The following is a 12,762-nucleotide window of genomic DNA, read 5'->3' as shown; positions in this document are numbered from 1 at the left end:
CCAGCAGGGTGTCAGCCGGTTGGCACTGGTCGGCACTGGTCGGCGTCGGTGGGTGCCGGTGGGCTCCAGCGGTGCCGGTGGGTGCCGGTGGGTGCCGGTGGTGCCGGTGGTGCCGGTGGGTGCTGGTGGGGCGCGAGCGATACTGATTTTAATTAGAGAGAGTAATGACGTAGTCTAAGGATCATGTCCGAGATGTCCGAGGGCGACCTCGCCGCTGTCAGTCAGCTGCGGTCGTCCGTGATGCGGCTGGCGCGCAGATTGCGACACCAGCATGTGGAGCAGTCGCTCAGCCCCACCGAGATGGGGGTGCTGGGGACGCTGGCCCGGTGCGGGAGCGCCACACCGGGGGAGTTGGCGCGGCGGGAGCATGTGCAGCCGCCGTCGATGACGCGAATCATCGCGATGTTGGAGGAGAAGGGGCTGGTGCGGCGCGAGCCGCATCCCGAGGACCGGCGGCAGGTGGTGGTCAGCATGACCGACCAGGCCGCGGAGATCCTCGACGAGAGCCGCCGGCGGCGCAACGCCTGGCTCGCGGAGCTCGCCTCCCAGCTGACCGAGGAGGAATGGGCCACGGTACGGGCGGCCGCGCCCGCGCTGTACAAGCTCGCGCACCTGTAGCGCAGCCACGCCGCGCCGCACCAGGACACGTCGGACCGGAGAGAGGACAACGGCATCACCGCAGGAACGATCAGGAAGACCAGCAGCGCGGCTCCGGCCAGGACCGGAGCCGCGCCACGAGGGGAGCAGTACGTGACACCGCAGGGCGCAGCCGGCGCCATCACCCGTCCCGACGACACCACCATCCCGACCACGAACCTCGCCACTGCGGTGGCCACGCCGGTGACCGCGCCCGGCGACGACGACCCCTGCGAACGCACCGCGGCGGCTGAGACCGCCGCACTGGGGACCGCGGGTTCCACGCGGTTCACCCGCCCCACGGGGACCTTCTCCTCGCTGCGGGTGCGCAACTACCGGTACTTCTTCGCCGGGCAGATCGTCAGCAACACCGGCAGCTGGATGCAGCGCATCGCCCAGGACTGGCTGGTGCTGAGCCTCACCGGCAGCCCGCTCGCGGTCGGCATCACCACCGCCATGCAGTTCCTGCCCACCCTGCTGCTCGGCCTCTTCGGCGGAGTGCTCGCCGACCGGATGCCCAAGCGGCGGATGCTGATCGCCACCCAGGGCGCGATGGGCCTGCTGGCCGCCGGCCTGGCCGCGATGACCATCTCCGGCGTGGTGACGGCCTACCACGTCTACGCCTTCGCGCTGCTGCTCGGCCTGGTGACCGTGGTCGACACGCCGACCCGCCAGGCCTTCGTCTCCGAGATGGTGGGCCCCGAGCACCTGAGCAACGCGGTGAGCCTGAACGCCGCCAACTTCCAGACCGCCCGCCTGGTCGGCCCGGCGGTGGCCGGCCTGCTGATCGCGGCGGTGGGCAGCGGCTGGGCCTTCGCGCTCAACGCGCTCTCCTTCGCGGCGGTGATCGGCGGCCTGCTGGCGATGCGGACCAGCGAACTGCGCCCGGTCGAGCGGATCCCGCGCGAGAGGGGCCAGCTGCGCGAGGGGCTGCACTACGTGCGCGAGCGCCCCGACCTGATGTGGCCGCTGGTGCTGGCCGGCTTCATCGGGACCTTCGGCTTCAACTTCCCCACCCTGCTCTCCGGCTTTGCCCACGACACCTTCCACGTCGGTCCGGGCCGCTACGGCCTGCTGAACACCGCGATGGCGCTCGGCTCGTTGGCCGGCGCGCTCTACGCCGCCCGCCGGGGCAACCCGCGGCTGCGCTGGCTGACCGGTGCGGCGCTGGGCTTCGGGCTGCTGGAGGTGCTGGGCGCCTTCGCGCCCGGCTACTGGAGCTTCGCGGTGCTGCTCACCCTGATCGGGATCTTCGGGCTGACCTTCAACACGGCGATCAACTCGTACGTGCAGCTGGCCACCGACCCCGAGATGCGCGGCCGGGTGATGGGCCTGATGGTGCTGGTCTTCACCGGCGGCACGCCCGTCGGCGCCCCGCTGGTCGGCTGGGTCACCGACGCCTACGGGCCCCGGCTGGGCATGCTCGCCTGCGGCGTGGTCTCGGCGCTGGCGGCGGCGGTGATCGGCCTGGTGCTGGCCCGCTGCGCGGACCTGCGACTCGCGGTCGACCTGCACCGCGGCCGCGCCGGCCGGGTGGTGGCCTTCGTGCCGCGCCAGCGCGCCCCACAGCGTGAGCTGGCCACGGCCTGCTGACGCGACGTCAGGTGGGTGGCCCGGTCAGAGCCTGATCTCCAGGACCTGGCCGGGCCACGACGTGCCGTCCGCGAGCACGGCGTCATAGGTGTCGCAGGGTGTGAAGCCGAGCGCGAGGTACTGGCGCACCAGCGCCTGGTCGTCGCCCCGGTAGCAGTCCACCCGCAGCAGCGGCAGCTCGCGCCGGACGGTCTCCGCCCGCGCGTCGGCCACCAGCGCCGCGCCGATCCCGCTGCCCTTGCGCGCGCGGTCGGTGATCAGCAGCCGGATGTAGAGCTCGGGCAGCTCGGCCGGGGTGACGTGCACGGGCAGCTCCTGGGCCAGCACGCAGACGCCGACCACCCGGCCCTCGTCGTCCTCGGCGAGCCGCATCAGGTAGTCGCGGGCGTAGCGCCCGATCCGCTCGACGTCGGCGGGGTGGGTCGACCACTCCCTGCTGCCCCACTGCCCGGTCCGTCCCTGGGCGGTCAGCCAGGCGACGGCGGAGTCGCCGAGGGCGAGGACGGCGGGGAGGTCGTCGGGGGTGGCGGTGCGGATCTTCATGGGGTCTGTTCTACCCCGGGCGCGCCGCTCCGCGGTCGTCCTTTTCCGCCAGGGCCCTACCGGGCTTGGCGGGCGAACCGCTCGATGGCGGCCGGCGTGACGGGCGTGAAGAAGTTGACGAGGTTGCCGTCCGGGTCGCGGAACAGCAGCGAGCGGTTGCCCCAGGGCATCGTGGTGGGCTCGTTGACGAACTCCTCGACGAAGTCGAGCAGGTTGCGGTGGACGGCGTCCACGTCGTCGACGAGGAACTCGATGATCACGCTGCTGTTGGCCGCCGGCTTGGCGGCACCGGGCGCGAAGAGCGCGACCGTGCGGGTGCTGCCGATCGCGAGGGTGCCGCCGGCGGTCCGGAGCTCGGCGAAGTCCTCGGTGGACCAGTGCGCCCGCACTCCGGTGGTGCGCTCGTAGAAGGCGACGAGGCGGGCGACGTCGTCCGTGATGACACGGATCGAGACGAGGTCCATGGTGGGCTCCCTTGGTTTCGGAGGTGCTGTTGCCCTTCGCACGCTAGACCTCATAGTGGACAGAAACGGTCCGGTATCGGGGTTAGGCTCGGCACCATGGTTCGACCCACTGGCCGCGTGCTCACCCTTCTGGAGCTCCTGCAGTCCGGCGGCACCCGCACGGTGGCCGAACTCGCCGACCGGCTCGGTGTCGAAGGACGCACCGTGCGCCGGTACGTGGACCACCTGATCGACCTCGACGTGCCCGTCGAGTCGGTGCGCGGCCGCTACGGCGGCTACCGGCTCGGCCCCGGGTACCGCCTGCCGCCGCTGATGCTCAACGACGACGAGGCGCTCGCCGTGCTGCTCGGCCTGCTGACCGCCCGCCGGGCGGGGCTACCGGCGACGGCGGGTGCGGCGAGCGCGGCGGGCGCGGCGAGCGAGACGGCGGCGGCCAAGATCCGGCGGGTGCTGCCCGAGCGGCTCGCCCGCCGGTTGCACGCCGTCCTCGAATCCCTCTCGTTCACCGCTCCGCCGCAGGAGGGCGCCGTTCCGGAGACCGGGATCCTGCTGACCGTCGCCGACGCGGTGCGCCACCGCCGGCCGGTCTCGATCCGGTACACCGGGCGGGACGGCCGGCGCAGCGAACGCACGCTGCACCCGTACGGGATCGTCACCCACGCGGGCCGCTGGTACGTCACCGGGGCCGACCCCGGGATCGGCGAGGACCGGACCTTCCGGCTCGACCGGATCGCGGACGCGCGGGCGCTGCCCGGCTCCTTCGAGCCGCCCGCCGGGCTCGATCCGGCGCGGCACGTGCTGGCGGGGCTGGCCGGTGCGGCGTACCGGTACGAGGTGGTGGTGCGGATCCAGGGGACGGTCGAGCGGATCCGGGCCCGGCTCCCCGCCGGGCTGGCACGGCTGGAGGAGGACCCGCTCGCGGTGGGCGAGGAGCCGCCGCAGGCCGAGCGCTGGCACCGCGTCGAGCTGCGGGTTGAGCGGCTCGACTGGCTCCCGGCGCTGCTCGCCTCGCTCGACCTGCCGTTCGCCGTCGAGCGCCCGGACGAACTCCGCGACCTGGTGGCCGCCCTCGCCGACCGCCTCGCGGCCTCCGCCCGCCGCAGCTGAGGCAGGCGGCGCGGGCTCAGTTCGGCGGGCGGCCCGCCGCGAAGTAGGCCGGGGCGGTGGGGCGGTGGGCGGTGGGCGTGCGGGCGGCGTGGTGGAGGGCGAGGACGGCGGGCCGCCGATCTGTCGGGTGGCAGCCGTCAGACGGCGATGAGCCGGATGCGATCCCCGCAGAGCTTGGTCATGTCGTCGACGTCCGACGTCAGCAGGACCACCGGGCGCTGCTGACGCAGTGCCAGCTCGGCCACCGCCGCGTCGATCGCGTACTTGTGACCGTGCAGGCCTGCCGCGATCAGCATCGAGGAGGCCGCTCGGGCCTCCTCGTCCCCCACCTGGGCGATCCGCAGCCCGGAGAGGAGCCACCGGAGACGGGCCTGGTCGGTGCGGGCGGGCACGGCCTCGATGATGGGCAGAGCGCTGGTCACCACCTCCATCCCCCGCTTCCGGCCCTCCGCGACCAGCGCGACGACGGGCTCGTGGTCACTGAGCAGCTTGGAGAGACCCTCGGAGTCGAGCACCAAGGTGCCCTCGTGAGTCAGCCTGCGACGGGCCATCCGCCCTCCTCGGCGAAGACGCCGTCGAAGACCTGCCGCGCGCGCTCCTGCTCCGCCGCCGAGATCGGTCCCTGCCGACGCTCGTAATCGGCCAGGTACTCGTCCAGGATCTGCCCGCGCAGCTCCCGCTCGACGGCCGCCGTGATGAACGCGGAGAACTCGCGCTTGCCCACCCGTTGGCGGATGGCCTCGGCCGTACCTTCGGGCAGGGAGAGGCTGACCCTGGTGGCCGGCCCCGCGCCGATGCTGTAGGGCGTCTCAGTCATGGGTCGTGATTATCAAATGAGTAGGAATATGGGCCGTGGCCAGGCCGGAGCAGCTCCAGCTGCTGGTCCGGCCGCACCGGTCAGTCGGGCGGGTGGCCCGCCACGAAGTAGGTCGGGGCGGTGGGGGAGCGGGTGCGGGCCAGGGCGAGGGCGGCGTGGTGGAGGGGGTCGCGCTCGCAGGGGGTCGGGGCGGCGGTGGCCGGGTCGGCCCAGGCGTAGCCGTGCACGGTGTGGGCGGCGGCGCTGGGGATCCGGGCGGCGGTGGTCTGCGCGGTGGTGAGGGGCTTGGTGAAGAGGAGGGTGACGGTCTCCGGAGTGTGGAAGTCGGCGGCGGTGTAGTCGACGGCCGCCAGGTCGGTGCCGGTGAAGCGCAGGTCCAGGCCCAGCTGCGTGCGCACGTACCGGCGGGCGGCGAGGTGCGGGGGGTCGTCCGGATCGGTCGGCCCGCCCGGGAGTTGGCGGCACGGGCGGGCGGCGAGGTCGAGCAGCAGGACGGTGGCGTCGTGCGGGTGGGTGAGGACGGCGCGGACGGTGAGCAGGCGGGGGAGCATCGGGGTCCTCGGCGGCGGAGGGGAGGGGAGGGGACGTCGGGCGGGCCGACTTTCACGGGGTGATGTTCACGGGGCGGACGGCGCGGGCGAGTTGGTGCAGCTCGGTAAGGTGGAGTGGGCGGAGCTGGACGAGGACGGTGCCGTCCGGGGTGATGCGCCAGCCGTCGCCGAGGTCGGGGAGGTCGACGTCCGCGTCGGTGAGGGCGCCGGTGAAGTCGGCCAGGGCGGCGGCCGCTTGGCGGCGGGGGTGGGTCACGAGGGCTTCACCAGCCACTTCACGTCGACGTCCCATTCCTGGCCGCCGCGTTCGGGGCGCAGGTAGACGAGGTCGCGGGTGCGGTCCATCACCACGCCGGACCGGTTGTTGAGCGTGTCATGCACCAACTCGCCGCGCCTGCTGGGCAGGTGGGGGTGCTCGGGAGGCTTGCTGGTGTACGGGTCGACGGTCGGGTAGGCCGGGGCGAGGCGCTGGAAGAGCTCGGGCCGGCCGCCGCACTCGGCGGGGCACTCGCACTCGGGCAGGCCGCGCTCGATGACGGGCGGGGGCGGGGTGTGGGTGGGGTGGTCGTGGCTCTTCATGGCAGATCGGCTCCGCAGCTGATGGCAGATCATGGCATAGCAGGGCAAAACGGGGATTTTTAGCCATTTTCCCTGCGGACTTCAGTCTCGTGGTGTGACCATGGCGTCACAAGCGGTTGGGCAAGAGACTTGCCAAGACTGTTGAGGGGATGATCATGGCTGTTGAGCTGGAAGTCATTGACGGTGGGGCAGCGTCGGACGAGGGCCCGATGACGTGGGGCCGGGTGCTGCGGATGATCCGGGAGGAGCGGGGGCTGACCCAGGCGCAGCTGGCGGACCTGCTGACGACACATCAGACGATGATCAGCCACCTGGAGCTGGGCAAGAGCCAGCCGGACGAGCAGTGGGCGAGACGGCTGGACGAGGCGCTGGGTGCGGGTGGGCGGTTGTGGACGGCGTTCAAGCTGGTGGAGCCGTACCTGTCGCAGCCGCACCCGAACTGGGATGCGTATGAGGAGTATCGGAAGGCCGAGGCGAAGGCTGTGCGGTCGTACGACCTGTCTACCGGTCGCTTGTCAGGCCTCCTGCAGATCGAGCCGTACATGCGGGCGCTATTCGCCGCGCACAACCCGTGGGAGGGAGAGAAGCAGATCGCTGACAGAGTGCGGGAAAGAATGTCCCGGCGGGGGAGGCTGTTTGAGCCAGGCGGCCTCGGTCTGGTCTGTGTGGTCGACGAGGCGGCGTTGCGGCGGGTGGTGGGGAGTCGCGAACTGATGCAGCAGCAGCTGTCTCACTTGCTCACGATGATGCAGTTGCCCAACGTTGTGCTCCAGGTGCTGCCGTTCGGTGACGGGGAGGCGACGCGCCTCCCTATGAGCGGGATGATCATTCTTGAGCAGGGAAGCGGCCAGAAGCGCGTCTATTCCGAGAGCTTCGAGCAGGGGCACTTCATTGACGATGCGCGCCGGGTGAGCAGGTGTGTCGATGCGTATGATCGGGTCCGCGCACAGGCTCTGCCACTTGCAGCTTCGGCAGAGTTGGTTCGAAGCGTTATGGAGGGAATGACGGATGACCAGCCTCTTGTGGGTCAAGAGCAGCTACTCGGATGGGAGCGGCGGCCAGTGCGTCGAGTGCGCCCCGCAATCCGCTACCCACGGCCTCGTCCCCGTGCGTGACTCCAAGGACCCGGCGGGCCCCGCCCTCGTCTTCCCCGCTGCCTCCTTCTCCGCTTTTGTGGACGGCGTCAAGGCAGGGGCGCTCCGCAGGAGTTGATCGCGGCGCTGTCAGGCGCGGAGGAGGGCGAGTTCGATCTCGCTGCTCGTGGGCTGTTTGGCGGCGGAGATCGAGAAGCCGGTGCGCTTGAATCCGACCTTGGCGTAGAGCGCTTCCGCTCGGGGGTTGTCCTCGTGCACGAAGAGCCGTACGCGGTCGATCCGCGGCTCGGCCAGTGACCAGGACCAGGCCAGGGCGGCTCGGAAGAGTTCCTGTGTGAGCCCGGTGCCGCGCGCCTCGGGCCGGACGAAGACGCCCACGATGTGCGTCTGGGACACCTCGGGGACGTCGCCGAAGAAGGTCTCGGTGCCGGACCGTTCGACCAGCACGGAGACCGTGCCGAGCCAGCGCCCGTCCGCGGCCTCCGCGACGAACTGCCGGCTGGTCCTGCCCTCGGCGGCTCCGGCGGCACGGTCCTGCCAGAACTCGTCGGGGCGGGCGGCGGCCTGCTCGTAGGTGTCGAGGAAGGCGAGGTGCGCGATCGGATCCCGCAACGCGTCCAGCCGCAGCGCCTTGGCCCTGGTCCAGTCGTCCTGCCGTACGGACCTGATGATGTGCGTCATCCGCTGATTCTGGCATCCGCCCTGGTGGCGGGCACAACCGAATTCCCTCGGTGTCCCGTTCGTCCTGGTTCACCCCCCCGCCGAGGAACTCCGCCATGGCCGCGAGCAGCTCAGGCGCGGTGAAGGCGCTCTGGTGACCGCCCGGCACCTGGATGAAGCGGGCGTCGCCCAGGCGCGCCGCCAGCTCGTCGGCGTCCGCGCGGTCGTCCCGGTCGCCGATCGCGACGAGGGTCGGGACGGTGATCCGGTGCAGGGCGTCCGCCGGGGTCGGGAGGAGCGAGTCCAGCACGAGCAGCAGCGCCAGGGGGTCGGCGTCGAGCTTCGTGATCCACTGCGCGATGAGCGCGTCGCGCGAGCCGGGCTCGATCGGCTCCCCGGCGACGAGCGCGGTGAGCACGGTGTGACTCGCCCTGCCCTGGGGGCCGGTCACCTTCGCCAGTCCCTGCCCGGCCACGATCGCGCGGCCCGGCCGGGCGCCCCGGGCGAGCAGGCGCAGCACGGTCCGCGCGCCGAGCGAGTAGCCGCCGAGGTCGTACTCCCCGTCGCCGAGACCGAGGTGCTCGACCAGGGCGAGCACGTCATCGGTCAGGACGTCCGGCGGGTAGGCGGCGGGGTCGTGCGGCCGCGTGCTCTGCCCGTGGCCACGGAAGTCCGGCGCGATGACGCGGCGCCCCCGCTCGGCGAATGTGTCGGCCCAGCCGTCGAGCATGTGCGAACCCGCGCCCATGAAGCCGTGCAGCAGGATCAGCGGTCGACCGGACCCGGGCCCGGTCTCGCGGCACGCCAGCTCCACGCCGTCGCGGCCGGTGAATTGACAGTCCTTCATATGGCGGTCGATCCGAGTGCTCCAGTCGTAGATCGTGATCTTCGTTGTTGCCGGTACTCGCAGCGCGGGCCGCCCGATATTCGTGTTGCCTCACGACATCATGACTATCGGGTAGCCTGCGTCCGCCAACTCGGTGTTCATCGACACCTGGAGCCTGGCGCATCGCCGATACCGCCGTCACCAAGGAGGCCGTGCCATGGAACCCGTCACGTTGATCACCGGCGGTTCGAGCGGGATCGGTGCGGCCACTGCCCGTGTCCTGCTCAAGCAAGGCCACCGCGTGGCGATCACCGGCCGCGATGCCGATCGCCTGGCCGCGTTCGCCACCTCCACCGGAGCGGGCGAGCGGTTGCTGACCATCATCGGTGACGCCGGCGACGAGCGCCATGTCGCCGATGCCGTGCGTCAAGTCGTGGGCCTGTGGGGCCGATTGGACACGGTGATCGCGAACGCCGGGTTCTCCCTGCCCGGCACGCTGGAGGACCACGACCCTGCGGCCATGCGTGCCATGGTTCTCACCAACGTCCTCGGCCCGGCTCTGCTGGTACGCGAGGTACTGCCACACCTGAGGAAGTCCAAGGGCCGGATCGTGATCGTCGGTTCGGTCGCGGGCACCAGGAACACGCCCGGCAACCTGTACTCCGTCACCAAGTGGGCCGCGCACGCCCTGGCCGAGAACGTCCGGCTCCTGGTGGCCAAGGACCGCGTCGGCGTCACTCTTGTCGCCCCAGGGGTTGTGGACACCCCGTTCTGGGACGAGCGCGGTGGATCACCCGCAGCGGCGCCGACACTGACCGCCGAGCAGGTCGCCGAGGCGATCCTGTTCGCCGTCGATCAACCCGAAGGCGTGGACGTCAATCACCTCGTTGTGCGGCCCGCCGGCCAGGTCAACTGATCTCGATCGCGCTGCGGGCGCCGGGGCGCATGAGCGGCATCAGGCCACGATCCACGACTGGAGCTGGGCCATCCGCCCCCGGGAGTCGAGGCCCGGACCTCACGGGCCAGTACGTCCAGGCCTTGTTCGGGGTTCGGATCCAGGTGGAGCCAGGCATCCCCGTTCGGCTGGTTCGACCACGTGTTAGCGTGCGCGGATGGAACTGGGACCCGTGGTTTGGCCGCCTGAGCCGATCAGGACCGAGAGGCTCTTGCTCCGTGAGTCCGAGGCCCGGGACCGTGCGGCGTTCGTCGAGTTGCTGGCGTCGCCGGAGGTGCACGCCTACCTCGGCGGCCCCCGGTCGCGTGACGAGCTCGAGCGCGAGCTGCCCGAGGTGCCCGAGCGGTGGCCGGGGAGTTTCGTCGTTGACCTCGACGGGGTGATGATCGGCCAGATCCTGCTCAGGAGGGCGTCGGAGCAGCATCGCCCGGCTGCTGCGGGGAAGCCCGATCTCGGCTACCTGTTCCTGCCACGGGCGTGGGGATCCGGATACGCCGCCGAGGCGTGCGCGGCGGCGCTCGACTGGCTCGACGGCGCCCTTCCCGGCGAGCCGGTGGTACTCGCCACCCAGACCGCCAACACCGGCTCGATGCGCCTCGCGGCGAAGCTGGGGTTCACCGAGGTGGAGCGGTACCACGCCTGGGACGCCGAACAGTGGCTCGGCCTGCGGTCCCCGGTCACGCCGTCCAGCTGAGTTCGCGGCAACCGCCGGGGAGCGCCCGCCCATGAGACTCTTCGTCGCCGTCCTGCCGCCCGCCGACGCGGTGGCCGAACTCGCCGCCGCCGTCGCCCCCTTGCGCGCGCTGCCCGGAGCCGAGCGGCTGCGCTGGACGGCGGAGGAGGGCTGGCACCTCACCCTCGCGTTCCTCGGGTCGGTGCCCGAGGACCAACTGCCCCCGCTGCGCGCCGCCCTCGGGCGGGCCGCGCTCGGCTCGCCCCCGCACCGCCTGTGCCTGGCCGGGGGTGGCCACTTCGGTGACCGCGTCCTGTGGGCCGGGGTGGCCGGGCAGACGCGGGTGCTCCGCTCGCTCGCCCAGGGCGTCACGCGGGCGGCGGCCGAGGTGCTGGACGCGGCGGAGCAGTCCGGGTTCCACCCCCATCTCACCCTGGCCCGCGACGGTCGCGAGGGGCGCACCGTCATCCGCACGGCCGCCGAGCAGTTGGCCGGGTTCCAGGGCGCAGGCTGGCCGGCGGCGGAGTTCCGGCTGATGCGCAGCGACTTCGACAGCGGCCGCGCCCGCTACACCACCGTCGACCGCTGGCCGCTCACCCCTCCGCTCACCCCTCCGCTCACCCCGCCGCCGCCGGGCTGACCGCCGCCGGCCAGGCCCGCATCGCCGCCGCCGCGACCAGTTCGAGATCCGCCCGCCCGACCCCGTCCCTGGCCTGCTGCGACATGCCCTGCACCACCGCGCCGGTGAGCCGGGCCAGGGCGCGCGGGTCGGCCTCCGGCGGCTCCTCGCCGCTCGCCACCGCCGCCGCGATCCGCCGCTGGATCTCGGCGGTGTTGCCCTCCCGGATCGCCCGCAGCCGAGCCCGCACCTCAGGGTCTCCGCAGTTGACCGCAGCGCTGATCACCAGGCAGCCGTGCGGCCGCCCGGGCGCGCTGAACTCCCGCGCCGTCTCGCGCAGCAGGCGCGCCACCCCGCCGCGCACGGTCGGCTCCTCGGCGAGCGCGCGGGCCATGAAGGCGCCGTAGGAGTCGCGGTAGGCGCCGACCGCCTCCTCGAAGAGCGTCCGCTTGTCGCCGAAGGCCGCGTAGAGGCTGGGCGCCCGGATGCCCATCACCGCCGTCAGGTCGGCGATCGAGGTGGCCTCGTAGCCCTGCTCCCAGAACAGCCGGGTGGCCGCGTCCAGCGCCGCCTCGCGGTCGAAGGACCGGGGGCGGCCACGGGTCGGGGATGTCGTCATGTCCAGATTCTATATCGACCACTACAGAAACCGTGCTACGTTCTTTCCATAGCGACCGCTACAGAAAGGCGAGGGGCGATGGGCAGCGGACTTTCCGGCAGGACGGCACTGGTGACCGGCGGCAGTCGGGGGATCGGCAAGGGGATCGCGCTGCGGCTGGCGCGCGAGGGCGCGCTGGTGGCGGTGCACTACGGCGGCAACGAGACGGCGGCCAAGGAGACGGTGGCCGAGATCGAGGCGGCCGGCGGCCGGGCGTTCGCGATCGGCGCCGAGCTGGGCGTGCCCGGGGACGCGGCGGCGCTCTGGGCCGCCTTCGACGGGGCGCTGGCGGCCCGGGGTGACGCGGCCGGCCTGGACATCCTGGTCAATAACGCCGGGATCGCGGCCCGGGGCACCATCGAGGAGGTCACCGAGGAGGCGTACGAGCGGGTCTTCGCGGTCAACGTGAAGGCGCCGTTCTTCATCCTCCAGCAGGGGCTGGCACGGCTGCGGGACGGCGGCCGGATCGTCAACGTCTCCACCGGCGCGACCCGGATCGCCACGCCCGGCCTGATCGCCTACGCGGCCGCCAAGGGCGCCCTGGAGGTGCTGACGGCGGCCCTGGCCCAGCAGCTCGGCGAGCGCGGTGTGACGGTCAACACGGTGGCGCCGGGGGTGATCGACACGGACACCAACGCCGACTGGCTGGCCGACCCGGCCGCGCGCGCCGGGGCCGAGGCCTACTCGGTCTTCAACCGGCTGGGCACCGCCGCCGACGTGGCCGACGTGGTGGCGTTCCTCGCCTCGGACGACGCCCGCTGGGTCACCGGCCAGCTGCTGGACGCCACCGGGGGCTCCCGGCTCTGAGCGGGCTCAGGTGCGCCGGGTACGCTCGAAACGTGGATCCCAAGACTCGTTCCCGCATCGTCACCGGCGCCTTCCTGCTGATCCTGGTCGGCGTGCTGATCGGCGCCCTGGTGCAGAGGTAGCGCCGCAGGAGAGGCGAACGGGCCGCCGCCCCGAGGGGCGGCGGCCCGTTCGCCGTTG

Annotated in this window: 17 protein-coding genes and 2 pseudogenes; 9 read left to right on the top strand and 10 right to left on the bottom strand. The window is 72.2% G+C overall.

All coding sequences use genetic code 11. From position 1 onward, the window contains the following. Positions 1 to 183: 183 nt before the first annotated feature. Together OG455_RS17595 and OG455_RS17590 are read left to right on the top strand one after the other, a co-directional pair. Positions 184 to 618 carry a MarR family winged helix-turn-helix transcriptional regulator gene (locus OG455_RS17595; RefSeq protein ID WP_266294778.1) on the top strand — a complete coding sequence of 145 codons (435 nt, stop codon included), beginning with the start codon at positions 184 to 186 and terminating at the stop codon, positions 616 to 618. Positions 619 to 900: 282 nt separating this feature from the next. Then, positions 901 to 2,229 carry an MFS transporter gene (locus OG455_RS17590; protein WP_266300848.1) on the top strand — a complete coding sequence of 443 codons (1,329 nt, stop codon included), beginning with the start codon at positions 901 to 903 and terminating at the stop codon, positions 2,227 to 2,229. A gap of 24 nt (positions 2,230 to 2,253) precedes the next feature. On the opposite strand, the gene OG455_RS17585 is transcribed toward OG455_RS17590, so the two are convergent. Continuing rightward, on the bottom strand, positions 2,254 to 2,772 hold the full coding sequence (locus OG455_RS17585) for a GNAT family N-acetyltransferase (protein ID WP_266294776.1): 519 nt from the start codon (positions 2,770 to 2,772) through the stop codon (positions 2,254 to 2,256). A 56-nt stretch (positions 2,773 to 2,828) separates the two neighbouring features. Beyond that, positions 2,829 to 3,236 (bottom strand): VOC family protein, encoded by a 408-nt coding sequence (locus tag OG455_RS17580; RefSeq protein WP_266294774.1) that lies wholly within the window; start codon positions 3,234 to 3,236, stop codon positions 2,829 to 2,831. Positions 3,237 to 3,332: 96 nt separating this feature from the next. Between OG455_RS17580 and OG455_RS17575 the strand changes: the two genes are divergently transcribed. Next, positions 3,333 to 4,343 carry a YafY family protein gene (locus OG455_RS17575; RefSeq protein ID WP_266294772.1) on the top strand — a complete coding sequence of 337 codons (1,011 nt, stop codon included), beginning with the start codon at positions 3,333 to 3,335 and terminating at the stop codon, positions 4,341 to 4,343. Positions 4,344 to 4,480: 137 nt separating this feature from the next. Here OG455_RS17575 and OG455_RS17570 read toward each other — a convergent pair whose 3' ends face one another. From OG455_RS17570 to OG455_RS17550, 5 genes are all read right to left on the bottom strand, one after another. Next, on the bottom strand, positions 4,481 to 4,894 hold the full coding sequence (locus tag OG455_RS17570) for a DNA-binding protein (protein ID WP_266294770.1): 414 nt from the start codon (positions 4,892 to 4,894) through the stop codon (positions 4,481 to 4,483). Then, complete coding sequence (locus OG455_RS17565) at positions 4,876 to 5,160, bottom strand: hypothetical protein (protein ID WP_266294768.1); 285 nt, start codon at positions 5,158 to 5,160, stop codon at positions 4,876 to 4,878. Before OG455_RS17565 ends, OG455_RS17570 begins: the two co-directional genes overlap by 19 nt. An 80-nt stretch (positions 5,161 to 5,240) precedes the next feature. Continuing rightward, on the bottom strand, positions 5,241 to 5,711 hold the full coding sequence (locus tag OG455_RS17560; protein ID WP_266294766.1) for an NUDIX domain-containing protein: 471 nt from the start codon (positions 5,709 to 5,711) through the stop codon (positions 5,241 to 5,243). A 52-nt stretch (positions 5,712 to 5,763) separates the two neighbouring features. Then, on the bottom strand, positions 5,764 to 5,967 hold the full coding sequence (locus OG455_RS17555) for a hypothetical protein (RefSeq protein ID WP_266294764.1): 204 nt from the start codon (positions 5,965 to 5,967) through the stop codon (positions 5,764 to 5,766). Continuing rightward, positions 5,964 to 6,290, bottom strand: coding sequence for a hypothetical protein (locus OG455_RS17550; protein ID WP_266294762.1), 327 nt, complete (start codon positions 6,288 to 6,290; stop codon positions 5,964 to 5,966). The genes OG455_RS17555 and OG455_RS17550 overlap by 4 nt, the downstream gene beginning before the upstream one ends. 149 nt (positions 6,291 to 6,439) lie before the next feature. On the opposite strand from OG455_RS17550, the pseudogene OG455_RS17545 reads away from it, so the two are divergent. Continuing rightward, positions 6,440 to 7,264: pseudogene (locus OG455_RS17545) on the top strand (Scr1 family TA system antitoxin-like transcriptional regulator); the annotation flags it as partial. A 34-nt stretch (positions 7,265 to 7,298) separates the two neighbouring features. Next, positions 7,299 to 7,502: a DUF397 domain-containing protein gene (locus tag OG455_RS17540; protein WP_266294760.1), complete on the top strand. Its 204-nt coding sequence runs from the start codon at positions 7,299 to 7,301 to the stop codon at positions 7,500 to 7,502. Between the two features lie 11 nt (positions 7,503 to 7,513). On the opposite strand, the gene OG455_RS17535 is transcribed toward OG455_RS17540, so the two are convergent. Both OG455_RS17535 and OG455_RS42230 read right to left on the bottom strand, forming a co-directional pair. Then, on the bottom strand, positions 7,514 to 8,065 hold the full coding sequence (locus OG455_RS17535; RefSeq protein WP_266294758.1) for a GNAT family N-acetyltransferase: 552 nt from the start codon (positions 8,063 to 8,065) through the stop codon (positions 7,514 to 7,516). A 109-nt stretch (positions 8,066 to 8,174) separates the two neighbouring features. Next, positions 8,175 to 8,891, bottom strand: a pseudogene (locus OG455_RS42230) (alpha/beta fold hydrolase); the annotation flags it as partial. A 196-nt stretch (positions 8,892 to 9,087) separates the two neighbouring features. Between OG455_RS42230 and OG455_RS17530 the strand changes: the two are divergent. From OG455_RS17530 to thpR, 3 genes are all read left to right on the top strand, one after another. Further along, the gene (locus tag OG455_RS17530) at positions 9,088 to 9,786 is read left to right on the top strand and encodes an SDR family oxidoreductase (protein ID WP_266294756.1); all 699 of its coding nucleotides are present in this window, start codon (positions 9,088 to 9,090) and stop codon (positions 9,784 to 9,786) included. A gap of 196 nt (positions 9,787 to 9,982) precedes the next feature. Then, positions 9,983 to 10,519, top strand: a complete 537-nt coding sequence (locus tag OG455_RS17525; RefSeq protein WP_266294754.1) for a GNAT family N-acetyltransferase — start codon at positions 9,983 to 9,985, stop codon at positions 10,517 to 10,519. 31 nt (positions 10,520 to 10,550) lie between these two features. Further along, positions 10,551 to 11,138: an RNA 2',3'-cyclic phosphodiesterase gene (thpR, locus tag OG455_RS17520; protein ID WP_266294747.1), complete on the top strand. Its 588-nt coding sequence runs from the start codon at positions 10,551 to 10,553 to the stop codon at positions 11,136 to 11,138. Here the strand turns inward: thpR and OG455_RS17515 are convergent. Next, positions 11,116 to 11,736 carry a TetR/AcrR family transcriptional regulator gene (locus OG455_RS17515; RefSeq protein ID WP_266294745.1) on the bottom strand — a complete coding sequence of 207 codons (621 nt, stop codon included), beginning with the start codon at positions 11,734 to 11,736 and terminating at the stop codon, positions 11,116 to 11,118. The two genes, thpR and OG455_RS17515, sit on opposite strands and share 23 nt — an antisense overlap. Positions 11,737 to 11,814: 78 nt before the next feature. On the opposite strand from OG455_RS17515, the gene OG455_RS17510 reads away from it, so the two are divergent. Further along, positions 11,815 to 12,582 carry an SDR family oxidoreductase gene (locus tag OG455_RS17510; protein WP_266294743.1) on the top strand — a complete coding sequence of 256 codons (768 nt, stop codon included), beginning with the start codon at positions 11,815 to 11,817 and terminating at the stop codon, positions 12,580 to 12,582. Positions 12,583 to 12,762: the final 180 nt, after the last annotated feature.

This window comes from Kitasatospora sp. NBC_01287, from assembly GCF_026340565.1.
GTDB lineage: Bacteria > Actinomycetota > Actinomycetes > Streptomycetales > Streptomycetaceae > Kitasatospora.
The sequence above is the reverse complement of the archived record's forward strand: the minus strand, read 5'-3'. Positions and strand labels throughout refer to the sequence as shown.

Excerpts from the sequence above, each read along its gene's own strand:
- OG455_RS17580 (WP_266294774.1), bottom strand. The coding sequence starts at position 3,236 with ATGGACCTCGTCTCGATCCGTGTCATCACGGACGACGTCGCCCGCCTC.
- OG455_RS17530 (WP_266294756.1), top strand. The coding sequence starts at position 9,088 with ATGGAACCCGTCACGTTGATCACCGGCGGTTCGAGCGGGATCGGTGCG.
- OG455_RS17585 (WP_266294776.1), bottom strand. The coding sequence starts at position 2,772 with ATGAAGATCCGCACCGCCACCCCCGACGACCTCCCCGCCGTCCTCGCC.
- OG455_RS17595 (WP_266294778.1), top strand. The coding sequence starts at position 184 with ATGTCCGAGATGTCCGAGGGCGACCTCGCCGCTGTCAGTCAGCTGCGG.
- OG455_RS17535 (WP_266294758.1), bottom strand. The coding sequence starts at position 8,065 with ATGACGCACATCATCAGGTCCGTACGGCAGGACGACTGGACCAGGGCC.
- OG455_RS17575 (WP_266294772.1), top strand. The coding sequence starts at position 3,333 with ATGGTTCGACCCACTGGCCGCGTGCTCACCCTTCTGGAGCTCCTGCAG.
- OG455_RS17570 (WP_266294770.1), bottom strand. The coding sequence starts at position 4,894 with ATGGCCCGTCGCAGGCTGACTCACGAGGGCACCTTGGTGCTCGACTCC.
- thpR (WP_266294747.1), top strand. The coding sequence starts at position 10,551 with ATGAGACTCTTCGTCGCCGTCCTGCCGCCCGCCGACGCGGTGGCCGAA.
- OG455_RS17560 (WP_266294766.1), bottom strand. The coding sequence starts at position 5,711 with ATGCTCCCCCGCCTGCTCACCGTCCGCGCCGTCCTCACCCACCCGCAC.
- OG455_RS17515 (WP_266294745.1), bottom strand. The coding sequence starts at position 11,736 with ATGACGACATCCCCGACCCGTGGCCGCCCCCGGTCCTTCGACCGCGAG.
- OG455_RS17565 (WP_266294768.1), bottom strand. The coding sequence starts at position 5,160 with ATGACTGAGACGCCCTACAGCATCGGCGCGGGGCCGGCCACCAGGGTC.
- OG455_RS17550 (WP_266294762.1), bottom strand. The coding sequence starts at position 6,290 with ATGAAGAGCCACGACCACCCCACCCACACCCCGCCCCCGCCCGTCATC.
- OG455_RS17525 (WP_266294754.1), top strand. The coding sequence starts at position 9,983 with ATGGAACTGGGACCCGTGGTTTGGCCGCCTGAGCCGATCAGGACCGAG.
- OG455_RS17510 (WP_266294743.1), top strand. The coding sequence starts at position 11,815 with ATGGGCAGCGGACTTTCCGGCAGGACGGCACTGGTGACCGGCGGCAGT.
- OG455_RS17540 (WP_266294760.1), top strand. The coding sequence starts at position 7,299 with ATGACCAGCCTCTTGTGGGTCAAGAGCAGCTACTCGGATGGGAGCGGC.